Source organism: Mesorhizobium sp. M0106 (assembly GCF_040322715.1).
Lineage (GTDB): Bacteria > Pseudomonadota > Alphaproteobacteria > Rhizobiales > Rhizobiaceae > Mesorhizobium.
Genome location: NZ_JAMYUA010000006.1, coordinates 194,448 through 207,086 on the forward strand (window position 1 = coordinate 194,448; position 12,639 = coordinate 207,086).

A 12,639-nucleotide genomic window follows, 5' to 3' on the forward strand; every position below is an offset into this window, starting at 1 on the left:
AGGTCTTGCTATTGCCGTCAAAGGGCGCGGCGCCTCCCTCCCCCTCGAGGGGAGGGTGCCTCGCAAAGCGAGGCGGGTGGGGTCGGCAGAGGCAGCGCGCCATCGTCGTTCGACCGTGCTTTCCAGCAGCGATCAAGCCGCAGCCTGCCTCGACCGACCCCCTCTGTCGCCTTCGGCGACATCTCCCCCTCGAGGGGGGAGACAACGCTTCGCCGCGCTCTTACTTCGCCGGCTTGTACCAGCTATCGAGGCCGTCCTGCAGCTTCTTGGCGGCAGCTTCCGGCGTGTCGGTGCCGTTGATGACGTTGGCCGATTCAACCCACGTCTCGTTTTCAAGGTTCGGCGTGCCGCGCGACAGGATCTGGTAGGTCGAGCGGATCGTCGACTTGCACTTGCCGCGCCAGGAGACGAATTCCTGGGCCAGCGGGTCTTCCATCTTCACCGGGGTGTTGTTCAGGCTGAAGAAGCCCGGCAGCGCGTTGGCGTAGATGGTGGCAAAATCAGGCGAGGCCACCCAGGACAGGAAGGTCTTGGCCGCATCCGCGTTCTTCGAGGCAGCATTGAGGCCCATGCCGATGTCGGTGTGGTCGGAGATGTAGCAGGTGTCGCCGGCCTTCTGCACCGGCGGCGGGAAGGCGCCCATCTTGAACTGCGCCTGCGTGTTGAAAAGGCCGATCTCCCACGAACCGGCCGGGTAGATGGCGGCGCGGCCGAGCGTGAACAGGTTCTGGCTGTCCGGATAGGTCTGCGCCTCGAAGCCGTCGCCGAGATAGTCCTTCCACTTGGCCAGTTCCTTGAAGGGCTCGACCCACTGCGGATCGGTCAGCTTCTGCTCGCCCTTGATCAGCGCCAGGCGGCCTTCCTCGCCCTTCCAGTAGTTCGGGCCGATGTTCTGGTAGCCCATGGTCGCCGCTTCCCAGAGGTCCTTGGTGCCCATCGCCATCGGGATGTAGGTGCCGTCGGCCTTGATCTTGTCGAGCGCGGCGAAGAATTCGTCGCGCGTCTCCGGCACCTTGATGCCGAGCTTGTCGAAGGCGTCCTTGTTGTAGATGAAGCCATGGATGACGGAGGCCATCGGCACGCAGAAACTCGACTTGCCGTCGTCGGTCTGCCAGGCGGCCTTGGCGACGTCGGAGAAGTTCTCCATGCCGGGCAGGGTCGAGATGTCGGCGAGGTTGCCCTTCTTGAAGAGCTCCAGCGACTTGTCGAACGGGCGGCAGGTGATCAGGTCGCCGGCCGAGCCGGCGGCGAGCTTGGCGCCGAGGGCGGCGTCATATTCGGTTGGCGCCGACGGCGCGAACACCACCTTGATGCCCGGGTTCTTGGCTTCGAAGGCCGGGATCAGCTTGTCCTTCCAGATGGCAAGGTCGTCGCCGCGCCAGCTTTCGATGTTGAGCGTTACGTCGTCGGCATAAGCCACCCCGGCGGAGCCGAGAATGCTGGTGCCGAGAAGAAGTGCCGTCAGTAGCTTCGTTGTCATGCTCAGTCTCCCTGTTGACCTTTTTCAGGTTCGGTTTTGATGAGAACAGAGGCATTGCGCCCCTTGCTCCCCTCGATCGCGGAAAGGGCCGGCCGCAGCTTGTGGCCGGTCCCTTCCAATATCTTCTCGGCTGCATCGGCGCTGGCGGCGCCGGCGGCGAGCAGAATAGCGGTCTTGACGACGCCGCCGCTCCTTTCGAGCAGGCGTGCCGCCTCGTCCTTGTCGCGCCCGCTGACGGCGGCGACGATGCGTGCGGCGCGGTCGCGCAGCTTGATGTTGTCGGCCATGAGGTTGACCATGTAGCCGTCAAGGACATGGCCGAGATGGATGGCGGCGAGCGTCGACAGCATGTTGAGCGCGATCTTCTGGGCGGTGCCTGCGCCCATGCGCGTTGAGCCGGCAATCAGCTCCGGTGGCGTTTCGAGCAGGATGGCGATGTCGGCCAGCCGCAACAGCGGCGCATCCCTGTTGTTGGCGATGGCAATGGTCGCCGCACCGCGGCGCCTGGCGTCCTCGATCGCCCTGACTGCATAAGGTGTCGAGCCGCTGGCCGAGACGGCGATCAGGCAGTCGCCCTTGCCGATGCGGGCGGCGGCAACTGCTGCCGAAGCTTCCTCGGTGTCGTCCTCCGGCCCGCCGGCCAGTGTCTTGAAGGCCTCGTCGCCGCCGGCGATCAGGATGGCGATGCGGTCGCGTTGGATGCCGAAAGTGCCCGGCAGCTCAAGCGCATCGGCCAGTGCCATCAGGCCCGAACTGCCGGCAGCCGCATAGGCGAGCTTGCCGCCGCTTTTCAGTCTGCTTGCGATGATTTCGGCTGCCGCGGCAATAGCGGGAATGGCGCCGTGCACGGCCTTGGCGGCCTCGATCTGTGCGTTGGCCAAAGAGGAAAGGATGGCTTCCGGGGCCTGGATATCCAGTCCCTCGGCATTCTGGTGAAGCGCTTCGGTGCGCGTTTCGGCCATCCGCTTTCCTCCAATCGAGAAAACCATACCAAAAAAATACCACTTGTCCACACGCATTAATGAAATCCTTGCGGCGGTGCAGGCTTGCGAACGAAATTGGCTGATTTTCCAACAAACTACGTCTTAACTTTTTTGAAACGGAAATTAATCCTTGGCTATTGGTATTTTATTGGTATTATCCGCCCGGAGGAGAAATCGCGTGAAATTCGTGCTCGGCATCGATGGCGGCGGCACCAGCTGCAGGGCGGCCCTTGCAACGGCCGACGGCAGCGTCCTCGGCCGCGCCAAAAGCGGTGCCGCCAACATCCGAACGGATCTCACCGGCGCCAGGACGAACATCGTCGACGCAGCGCAGCAGGCCTTTGTCGCCGCGGGCAGGGATCCCGCACTGATCCCGCAAACTCCGGCCGTTCTCGGTCTTGCCGGCGCCAATGTCGGCACCTACCGGCAGCAACTCGAAGCGATCCTGCCGTTTCGCATCAGCCGTGTCGAGACCGACGCCGAGATCGCGCTGGAAGGCGCGGTTGGCTCCGGCGACGGCGCCATGGCCATACTCGGCACCGGCACCGCCTATATGGCACGCAAACAAGGCAAGTCGCGCGCCATCGGTGGCTGGGGTTTTCAGGTCGGCGACCAGGGCAGCGGCGCCCGTATCGGCCGCGACCTGCTCGAGCAGACGCTGCTCGCCTATGACGGCATCCGCCAGGGATCGCCGCTGACGCAGGCCATGCTCACCATCTTCCGCAACAATCCCGAGAATCTGGTCGAATTCACCACCAACGCCAAGCCCGGCGATTTCGGCGGCTTCGCGCCCAAGGTGTTCGAACATGCCGAAAAAGGCGACGCCGTCGCTGTCTGGATCCTCGACAAGGCGGTCGCCGATGTCGAGGCAGCGCTTGGCGTGCTCGACCTCGGCGGCGACGATCCGCTCTGCCTGCTCGGCGGGCTGGCGCCGCTTTATGCGCCGCGCCTGTCGGCCCGCTACCGGGCGCTGCTGAAACCGCCGCTCGACGACGCGCTGGGCGGCGCGGTGCAGATGGCGGTTCGGATTTTCGCAAACACGGCGGAGGCAGCTCGATGAGTGAGGCCGCCGACCAGATATTCGCGGCGCTGAAACAATCGTCGCAGAGTGGCGCGCCGCTCTATCTGCAGCTCAGGAAGAGCATCGAGGATGCGGTCAAACGCGGGCTGATCGGACCTGGCGATGCGCTGCCTTCCGAGCGCGACATCGCTAGCAAGGCCGACATTTCGCGCGTCACCGTGCGCAAGGCGGTACAGGACCTGGTCAAGGGCGGCATCCTCGTCCAGCGCCATGGTTCCGGTACCTTCGTTGCGCCACGTATGGAGCGCGTCGAGCAGTCGCTGTCGATGCTGACCTCGTTTACCGAAGACATGGCGCGGCGCGGCATGGCGGTGCGTTCGGCTTGGCTCGACCGCGGCCTCTATCCGCCGTCGCCCGACGAGATGATGGTGCTCGGCCTGGCGTCGAACGAATTGGTGGCGCGCGTGGCGCGCCTTCGTATCGCCAACGACACGCCGCTGGCGATCGAGCGCGCCTCGCTATCGACAAGCGTGCTGCCCGATCCGGCGGCGATTGGTTCGTCGCTCTACGCCGCGTTGGAAAAGACCGGCAACAGGCCGGTGCGGGCGGTGCAGCGCATTTCCGCCACCAATCTCGGCGATGGCGACGCACATCTGCTGGAAGTACCGTCGGGCATTGCCGGCCTGCACATCGAGCGTATCTCCTATCTGGCGAGCGGCAAGGTGATCGAGTTTACCCGCTCCATCTACAGGGGCGACGCCTATGATTTTGTCGCCGAACTCCGGCTGAGCGGGCCGGGCGAAGAGGGCCGGCCATGACCGCGACAACGACCCATATGCGGCGCGAGATCGAGGAGATCCCGGAGGCCACCGCCCGCCTGCTCGATGGCTCGGCCGCGGTGCTGACGGAAGCTGGACGCGGCATTCGCGAGCGCGATCCGAATTTCGTCGTCACCGTGGCGCGCGGCTCGTCCGACCATGCCGCAACCTTCATGAAATATGCCGTGGAGTTGACCGCCGGGCTGGCGGTTGCATCGGTCGGCCCGTCGATCGCCTCGATCTATGGCGCCAAGCTGAAGCTGGGCGGCTCGGCCTGCCTGGCGATCTCGCAGTCCGGCAAGAGCCCGGACATCGTTGCAATGGCGCAAGCGGCGAGGACCGGCGGTTCGCTGACCGTCGCCATCACCAACACCGCCGATTCGCCGCTGGCGCGGGCTTCGGACTACGCAATCGACATCCTGGCCGGACCGGAGCGCAGCGTCGCGGCGACGAAGACCTTCGTCAATTCAGCCGTCGCAGGACTCGCCTTGATGGCGCATTGCACCGGCGACGACAAACTCCTGGTGGCGCTCGCGCGCTTGCCGGAGCATTTTCGCAAGGCGATCGCCTGCGACTGGATGGCGCTGGCTGGGGCACTCGAGATGCCGAAATCGCTGTTCATTCTCGGCCGTGGCCCGTCGGCGGCGATCGCCAACGAGGCGGCGCTGAAATTCAAGGAAACCTGCGCCATGCATGCGGAAGCCTATAGTGCGGCCGAGGTCATGCACGGCCCGCTGGCGCTGGTCGGTCCCGGTTTCCCGGTGCTGGCGCTGGCTGCTCGCGATGCGTCCGAGCCATCGGTGGCCGATGCCGCCGACAGCCTGGCCGGCAAGGGCGCTGCCGTCTTTGTGACGTCGAACAAGGCAAAGAGCGCTCAGCGCCTGCCGTATGTCGCAACCGGTCATCCGCTGACCGACCCGCTGACGCTGATCGTGTCGTTCTATGGTTTCGTCGAGGCCTTTGCCCGCCATCGCGGCCTCGACCCCGACACGCCGCCCAATCTGCGCAAGGTAACGGAAACCCTATGAGCGACCGTTTTGCCCTGACTGGCGCCGGGATTTTCGATGGCGACGACTGGCACGACAATGCGGCGCTTGTCGTGCGCGACGGCCTCGTCGAGGCCATTGTTGCCGCCGGTGCCATTCCATCCGATGTTGCGCGTATCGAGACCGGCGGCGGCATGCTGGCGCCTGGCTTCGTCGATCTGCAGGTCAATGGCGGCGGCGGCGTCATGCTCAACGACCATCCGGACGTCGCCTCGATCGAGACCATCTGCCGGGCACACGCCCCCTTCGGCACGGCGGCGCTGTTGCCGACGCTGATCACCGACACGTCCGAGATCACCGCCGCGGCGGTTGCGGCCGGAGCCGAGGCGGCACGGAGGAAGGTGCCGGGGTTCCTGGGCCTGCACCTCGAAGGGCCGCATCTGTCGATCGCCCGCAAGGGCGCACATGACCCGGCTTTGATCCGGCCGATGCTAGACTCCGACCAGACGATGCTGATCGCCGCACGGAAAAACCTGCCCGTGCTGCTGACGACGGTGGCGCCCGAATCCGTCGAGCCCAGCCAGGTGTCGGCGCTTAGCAAGGCCGGCATTGTCGTCAGCATCGGCCATTCCGATATCGGCTATGCCACGGCTCGCGCCTTTGCCGAGGCCGGCGCAACGGTGGTCACCCATCTGTTCAATGCGATGAGCCAGATCGGCAATCGCGAGCCAGGGCTAGCGGGCGCCGCAATCGATACCGGCGCATTCTATGCCGGGATCATCGCCGACGGTATCCATGTCGATCCGGCCACCATGGCCATCGCCTTGCGCGCCAAGCAGGGGCCGGGCAAGATCCTGCTCGTTACCGATGCCATGGCGACGATCGGCACCGACATGACCTCGTTCACGCTGAACGGCCGCACCATCCACCGCAAGGATGGCAGGCTGACACTTGCCGACGGCACGCTGGCGGGCGCGGATCTCGACATGATTTCCGCGGTGCGCTTCATGCACCGCGTCGTCGGCCTCGACCTCGACGAAGCCTTGCGCATGGCCTCCCTCTATCCGGCGCAGGCGGTCGGCCAGTCGCACCGGTTCGGGCGCTTCGCCAACGGTACCGCGGCCAACATCGTTTCGCTGTCGGACGATCTGGACATTAAAAGCGTCTGGATCGATGGTGCCAAGGTTTTTGCAGGCAGCCCTGCTCGTTAGGGTTAGCCGGCTTTGGACGTATAGAGGTCCTTGTAGGCTTCGCGCAGCAGGTTCTTCTGCACCTTGCCCATCGTGTTGCGCGGCAGTTCGTCGACGAAGATCACCCGTTTCGGATGCTTGTACCTGGCGAGGCGCCCGGCGATGGCCTCGACGATCCCTGCGGCGCTGATGGTCGAGCCCGGCGCCCTCACCACGACAGCGGTGACGCCTTCGCCGAAATCCGGATGGGCAACGCCGATGACAGCGCTTTCGGCGACGCCAGGCAGCGCGTCGATCTCGCTCTCGACTTCCTTTGGATAGATATTGTAGCCGCCGGAAATGATCAGGTCCTTGCCGCGGCCGACGATGTGGACATAGCCGTCGGCATCGATCAGCCCGAGATCGCCGGTGATGAAGAAACCGTCGTCACGGAACTCCGCTTTGGTCTTTTCCGGCATGCGCCAGTAGCCGCAAAAGACATTGGGACCCCTCACCTCGATCATGCCGACATCGCCCTTGGCAAGTGTTTCGCCGCTCTCGGGGTCGGTGATGCGCAGGGAAACGCCGGTCACGGGAAACCCGACCGTGCCGGCACGCCGCTCGCCATCATAAGGGTTCGACGTGTTCATGTTGGTCTCGGTCATGCCGTAGCGCTCGAGGATGGCGTGGCCGGTGCGCTCTCGCCAGGCTCTGTGCGTCTCGGCCAACAGCGGCGCCGAGCCGGAAATGAACAGGCGGATGTTTTTCGCCGCTTGCCGGTTCAAACCGTCCTGCTGCAGCAGGCGGACGTAGAATGTCGGCACGCCCATCAGCACGGTGGCGCGCGGCAGCAGCGAGACGATGCGGGCCGGGTCGAATTTGGTTTCGAACAGCATCGAGGCACCGGCCATCAGGACGACATTGGTGGCGACGAAAAGGCCATGCGTGTGGAAAACCGGCAGCGCGTGAATCAGCACGTCTGCGGCAGTGAAGCGCCAGAGGTCGACCAGCACCCGCGCATTCGAGGCGAGGTTTTCGTGGCTGAGCATGGCGCCTTTCGAACGGCCGGTGGTGCCGGAGGTGTAGAGGATCGCAGCAAGGTCGTCCGGTCCGCGCGCCACGTCGTGGAAGTCCACGGCCGCCTCAGAGGCCCGATCGGTCAACGAACCCTCGCCCTTGCTGCCGAGTGTCGCGACCGCAGCGCCCGAGTCCTGCGCCAAAGCGCCGATCTCGGTCACTCGCGCCGGGTCGCAGACGATCAGTCGCGGCTCGGCATCCCTGAAGAAATACTCGAGCTCGGTCAGCGTATAGGCGGTGTTGAGCGGCAGGAAGATCGCGCCGGCACGCAGACAGGCGAGATAGAGGAAAATGGCCTCCGGGCTCTTCTCGACCTGAACGGCGACGCGGTCGCCGGCTTCGACGCCCAGCTGCGACAGCACATGTGCCAGTTGAGCGGAGCGCGCCAGCATTTCGCCATAGCTGATCGAGCGCCCGTCCTCTGCCTCCATCAAAAGGCGTCCGGGCGTGGGCATCCGGGCACGGAAAGCATCGAACAGATGGTTGCTCAAAAGTCCCCCCGAGCGGCTGTCTCCGGCCGAACGGCGGCGGTCAGCCGGCCGCCTTGTCCGCCGCTGCCCTGATTGCCTCGATGTTTGCCCGATAGGCTGCGACGCTGCCGCCCTTGAAAATGGCCGCACCGGCGACCAGCACGCTGGCGCCGGCGGCGGTGACCAGGGGCGCAGTTTCCGGCGAAATGCCGCCGTCGATCTCGATCCGGATCGGCCTGTCACCGATCAGCGCCTTCACCCGCTTCACCTTGTCTACGATCGCCGGAATGAAGGCCTGGCCGCCGAAGCCCGGATTGACCGTCATGATCAGGATAAGATCGAGCCGGTCGAGCACGTATTCGATCATCGTCTCCGGTGTCGCGGGGTTGAGCGACACGCCGGCCTTCTTGCCAAGGTTTTTGATCGTCTGCAGCGAGCGGTCGAGATGCGGCCCGGCTTCGGCGTGCACCGTGATGCCGTCGCAGCCGGCCTCGGCGAAGGCGGCCAGATAGGGGTCGGCGGGGGCGATCATCAGATGGCAGTCGAAGAAGGCCTTGGTGCGGTTGCGGATCGCCTTGATCACCGGCGGCCCGAAGGTGATGTTGGGGACGAAATGCCCGTCCATGACGTCGAGATGGATCCAGTCGGCGCCGGCGGCCGCCACCGCCTCGACCTCGTCGCCGAGCTTCGAGAAATCGGAAGCCAGCACCGATGGCGCGATCAGGGTTTTTTTGCTCATGACGCGGTCTTCCCGAACGCCTCGGTTTACGGACCCTCTGTATCGCCTGCCTAGACCATGAGTCGAGTCCGGAAAGTGGAAGCCGGTTTGTCCTTCCGCTGATGCCACGGCTTCAGGTTTTCGCTGCTCTTTCATCTGCCAGCCAAAGAAAAACCCCGCCGGATCGCTCCGGCGGGGTTTTCTTGATCGAATGATCACCCGTTTGAAGTTCGCGCGCGATCCTATTGCTCGAGCTGCGGCTTGCGCCTTGGCAGCTGCTGAAGAACATCTGGATTCAGCAGCAGGCTCGGTTTGCGGATCGGCTGGCACTGGCCATTAATCGGCCGCGCGCCCGGTGCGCACTCCAGCCGCGGTTTGCGGCAGGCGCCGTCGCGCAGCTCTGTCCCACGCGGGCAGACGCAAACGCCACGCTTGTTGTGGATCTGACCGGGTATCGGGCACTCCACCACAACAGGCTTCTTGCGCCTGCAGGCATTGCCTTGCACTTCCGTACCCCGCGGGCAGACGCAATCGCCGTTGGCGTCGTGGATCTGCCCGCGGATGGTGCACTGCTCCGGCTTCGGCTGGATTGGCCGGCAGGCATTGCCCCTGACTTCCGTACCCCGCGGGCAGACGCAATCGCCACCGGCGTCGTGGATCTGACCGCGGATGGTGCACTGCTCCGGCTTCGGCTGGATTGGCCGGCAGGCACTACCCCTGACTTCCGTGCCCCGCGGGCAGACGCAATCGCCGGCAGCGTCGTGGATCTGGCCACGGATGGTGCACTGCTCGGGCTTCGGCTCTTTCCCCACGCAAGCGCCGTTCTCCAGTTCGGTTCCGTGCGGGCAGACGCAGCGTCCGTCTTCGGTACGGATCTGGCCTTTGAGCAGAACGCAAGGTTTTGGCTTCGGCACGATGACCGTGCCGCCGCCGGACGAGCATTGGCCGTTGCGGAAGGTCGTGCCGGGCGGGCAGACGCAGTTGCCGGCGTCGTTCATGACGAAGCCTGCCGAGCATTCCTTCTTCACCTCATTCCTGATGGTGAAGGGATGACAGGCATAGGCCTTGCCGTGATCGCCCTGCACGTTGGCCGCGCCGCGGGACAACACGTCGCCGCCGCCTTGCACCGGCGTGTCGGGAGAGAGCACGCCGACGCAGTTCTGACCATTGACAGTGCCCTGCAGATTTGCCAGGCGACCGTCGTCGGGAAGCACCACGGTCACGTTGTGAACGTGGCTTTCCCCGGCGCCGAGCGTCAGTTGAGCGATGCAGGACACAGGCAAGATTGCCGGCTCCGGCGAGCAGCCGAAGGGCGGATCGATCGAGGTGATCGCAACGCCCTCCAGCCGGCCGAGGCCTTCGACGCCGATCGCATCGCCGATGCGAACCGGGCCGGAGAAGGCGCTCGCGCCATCGTTCGTGATGGTGATCTCGAACGAGCAGGGCTGGCCGGGCTTGCACTCGGCATCACCGGTCTTCTCGACGCGGATGGTCGAGGCGCCGCCGCCCTTGGCGCAGGCCTGGCCGATCGGATAGACGATGTCGTCTCCCGGAGCCGGGCCGTAGGAGCCGCGTGCGCAGTTCTCGAATTCGCCGTTCGCGGCAACCGTCACGTCGAAATGGCGGCTGGTTCCAGGCGTCATGACGGCGCCGGGAATCTGGCAGGACAGTGTGTTGGCCGGAACCGGTCCGCAAGTCCATTCCGCGCCGTCTGGGGTGACGGTCTGGATCTGGACCGGCGCTCCGCTGGCTATCAGCGTCGCGGCATCGTTGACCCGTACCGGACCGGTCGGGGCAGTGGTGCCGAGGCTGATGACGGTAATGCGGCAGGAAACGACCGCAGCACCGGCCAGCGAACCATTGCACACCTTGGTGATGCGCAGGGCCGGCGGGCCGCCATTCGGATGATGGATGCGTTCCTTGGCGCACGCCCTGTTGTTGGTGATGTCGTTCTCACCGGGAATAGCCTTCACCTCGGCGCAGTTCTCGACACGGTCGGGCCGGTAGTTGGCCAGCATCACCGCCCTGACGAAGATCGGCGTCGAGGCGCCAGGCAACAGCACGATGCCGGCATTGTCGCAGCGGAACTTGCCGGGACCGTTCGGTCCGCATGTCCATGGCGGCGTCGGGCCGAAGGTCGAGGATGCCGGCGCGCCGCCCGGATAGGTATCGACGACCGTCAGCGGCCCATTATAGGGGACGCTGCCATTGTTGATTATGTCGACCACGAAGGTGCAGACGCCATCGGCCGAACAGAATTCGGTGCGGGCGCGCTTCTTCAGGATCAGGTCGACCTTCTTCTCCACCGGCGGCCGGCAGTCGCGGTCACGATCGCCACGCCGGCAGACCGGGATCGAAGCACAGCCGCGATCGTCTTGCTGGCTGCCGAAAAGCGGCTTGCCGCTGGCATAATTGTAAGTGGCGCAGTTGCGCAAGACGCTGCCTCGCCAGCCTGCGGCCGGCTTGAAGCCGAGCTTGAGGTCGACAGAGGCACCCGGATTGAGCGTGGTCACCGGATGAGTGCAAATCATCGGGGTGGTTCCAGGCGCGCAGACCCAAGGCGGGTTCGGCCCTGAATCGAGGGTGGAGCCGGCCGGCAGGGTGACTTCGTCGAGCACGATCTTGCCGTGGTAGGGTGCATCGCCGACATTGGTGACCCTGATGGTGAAGTCGCAGCCGCCGCCGATCGTGCAACGTTGCACGTCGGCGCGCTTTTCGACTTTCAGATCCGGTTCCTTGTCCTTCGGCGGGCAGCGCTGATCACGCGGGATGACGATATCGATGGTCTGCGTGCAGCACAGGCCCCAGCCCTCCCTCGGGCCGGCATAGGTTTCGATACCGGTGACGATGATGTGGATGACGTCGCCGGGTGAAGCGCCGACGATCTTCCAATTGAGCACACCGCCGCCGGCCGGCACCAATTGCGTGTCGGGAATGATGGTGATGCCGGGTGTCGTCGTCGAAAGCTGCACCCATTTGCCAGCCATCTCTGGGCCGACCGGCATGTGGTAGATGAAGGCGCCGCCGCCGGGCACGCAATCGACCGTGCCGCGCTCCACCTTGAAGCATTCCTTGCCGGGAGGTGGAGGCGGCGGGTTGCACCTGCTGACGTCGATCTTGATCGACGTCTTTGCACCCGTGAGATAATTGCCGTCGTCCGGCTTGCCCGGGTCCTGCGACGGGATTTCGATGCCGGCGCCGCGTTCGCGGCTCACCTTGACCACGCCCTGGTTGTGAACGATCGTCGGCGACGGAAACGCCGCATGGTCGATCTTGGCGGTGATCTGGAACGTGATGACGCGCTCGTTCGCAGCGCCGATGCCGTCGAGATCGCTGGCGGAAATCCGGAAATCGGACACCGTCGCGGTATCGTCCGGGCCAGCCGAACTGCTGATCACAGCACCGGGCAGCGGTCCGCCGGACGCATCGGTGCCGTCGCCGGTCACATGCACGCCGACGATGCGCAGGCCGTGCGGGAGCTGGTCCCTGAAATCGAGCCTGACCTTTTTCAGCACGGCGGCGAGGCCGGGGCTGGCAAGACCCTGCGGATTGCCGCGCAAGCCAAAGCTCAGCGAGTATACGACATAGTCGCAGCCTCTCTGGGTGCCTTTCTTGGTGAACAAGGGCACGATCCGGCCCGGCTCCGGATTGACGGTGCGAGGATTGTCGAAATCGAGCCTGGTATCGGGAATGACAGTGACCGCATCGGCAGGCTTGGTCTTGGCCGGAGCAAGGTCTTCAGCGAAGCCTTGCAGCGGACTCAGCATGGCGACCGCGATACCGGCCGCCATCAGCCAGCGCACGCCGCGCCTGGCGAGTGACAGGGGTTTCATGATGGTCTCCATGACGAATGATTGTTTGCCGGTTGATTGGCTGCTTGTCGCAGGCGGGAAAAATGCGAGATTGCTCATCTTCCC

9 protein-coding genes are annotated in these 12,639 nt (G+C 64.9%); 4 read left to right on the forward strand and 5 right to left on the reverse strand.

Annotated features, from left to right (window positions below; genetic code table 11):
- Nucleotides 1–220: 220 nt before the first annotated feature.
- Both NKJ55_RS09145 and NKJ55_RS09150 read right to left on the reverse strand, forming a co-directional pair.
- The gene (locus NKJ55_RS09145; protein WP_352449606.1) at nt 221–1,480 is read right to left on the reverse strand and encodes an ABC transporter substrate-binding protein; all 1,260 of its coding nucleotides are present in this window, start codon (nt 1,478–1,480) and stop codon (nt 221–223) included.
- A 2-nt stretch (nt 1,481–1,482) separates the two neighbouring features.
- Nucleotides 1,483–2,442, reverse strand: a complete 960-nt coding sequence (locus NKJ55_RS09150; RefSeq protein ID WP_352449607.1) for an N-acetylmuramic acid 6-phosphate etherase — start codon at nt 2,440–2,442, stop codon at nt 1,483–1,485.
- Nucleotides 2,443–2,641: 199 nt separating this feature from the next.
- Between NKJ55_RS09150 and NKJ55_RS09155 the strand changes: the two genes are divergently transcribed.
- The 4 genes from NKJ55_RS09155 to nagA are packed head-to-tail and all read left to right on the forward strand — an operon-like array spanning nt 2,642 to nt 6,499.
- Nucleotides 2,642–3,523, forward strand: coding sequence for a glucosamine kinase nucleotide-binding domain-containing protein (locus NKJ55_RS09155; RefSeq protein WP_352449608.1), 882 nt, complete (start codon nt 2,642–2,644; stop codon nt 3,521–3,523).
- Nucleotides 3,520–4,302, forward strand: coding sequence for a GntR family transcriptional regulator (locus NKJ55_RS09160; RefSeq protein WP_352449609.1), 783 nt, complete (start codon nt 3,520–3,522; stop codon nt 4,300–4,302). The genes NKJ55_RS09155 and NKJ55_RS09160 overlap by 4 nt, the downstream gene beginning before the upstream one ends.
- Nucleotides 4,299–5,330, forward strand: coding sequence for an SIS domain-containing protein (locus NKJ55_RS09165; protein WP_352449610.1), 1,032 nt, complete (start codon nt 4,299–4,301; stop codon nt 5,328–5,330). Before NKJ55_RS09160 ends, NKJ55_RS09165 begins: the two co-directional genes overlap by 4 nt.
- Nucleotides 5,327–6,499 (forward strand): N-acetylglucosamine-6-phosphate deacetylase, encoded by a 1,173-nt coding sequence (nagA, locus tag NKJ55_RS09170; RefSeq protein ID WP_352449611.1) that lies wholly within the window; start codon nt 5,327–5,329, stop codon nt 6,497–6,499. Before NKJ55_RS09165 ends, nagA begins: the two co-directional genes overlap by 4 nt.
- Before the next feature lie 2 nt (nt 6,500–6,501).
- Here nagA and NKJ55_RS09175 read toward each other — a convergent pair whose 3' ends face one another.
- From NKJ55_RS09175 to NKJ55_RS09185, 3 genes are all read right to left on the reverse strand, one after another.
- Nucleotides 6,502–8,025, reverse strand: a complete 1,524-nt coding sequence (locus NKJ55_RS09175) for a malonate--CoA ligase (protein ID WP_352449612.1) — start codon at nt 8,023–8,025, stop codon at nt 6,502–6,504.
- Nucleotides 8,026–8,065: 40 nt separating this feature from the next.
- The gene (rpe, locus tag NKJ55_RS09180; protein WP_352449613.1) at nt 8,066–8,743 is read right to left on the reverse strand and encodes a ribulose-phosphate 3-epimerase; all 678 of its coding nucleotides are present in this window, start codon (nt 8,741–8,743) and stop codon (nt 8,066–8,068) included.
- 221 nt (nt 8,744–8,964) lie between these two features.
- Entirely contained in the window at nt 8,965–12,633 is a 3,669-nt protein-coding gene (locus tag NKJ55_RS09185) for a DUF7929 domain-containing protein (protein ID WP_352449614.1), read from the reverse strand.
- Nucleotides 12,634–12,639: the final 6 nt, after the last annotated feature.

Bases quoted from the DNA above. Each gene is read 5' to 3' on its own strand.
- NKJ55_RS09145 (WP_352449606.1), bottom strand. From the start codon at position 1,480: ATGACAACGAAGCTACTGACGGCACTTCTTCTCGGCACCAGCATTCTC.
- NKJ55_RS09150 (WP_352449607.1), bottom strand. From the start codon at position 2,442: ATGGCCGAAACGCGCACCGAAGCGCTTCACCAGAATGCCGAGGGACTG.
- NKJ55_RS09160 (WP_352449609.1), top strand. From the start codon at position 3,520: ATGAGTGAGGCCGCCGACCAGATATTCGCGGCGCTGAAACAATCGTCG.
- NKJ55_RS09165 (WP_352449610.1), top strand. From the start codon at position 4,299: ATGACCGCGACAACGACCCATATGCGGCGCGAGATCGAGGAGATCCCG.
- nagA (WP_352449611.1), top strand. From the start codon at position 5,327: ATGAGCGACCGTTTTGCCCTGACTGGCGCCGGGATTTTCGATGGCGAC.
- rpe (WP_352449613.1), bottom strand. From the start codon at position 8,743: ATGAGCAAAAAAACCCTGATCGCGCCATCGGTGCTGGCTTCCGATTTC.
- NKJ55_RS09185 (WP_352449614.1), bottom strand. From the start codon at position 12,633: ATGAGCAATCTCGCATTTTTCCCGCCTGCGACAAGCAGCCAATCAACC.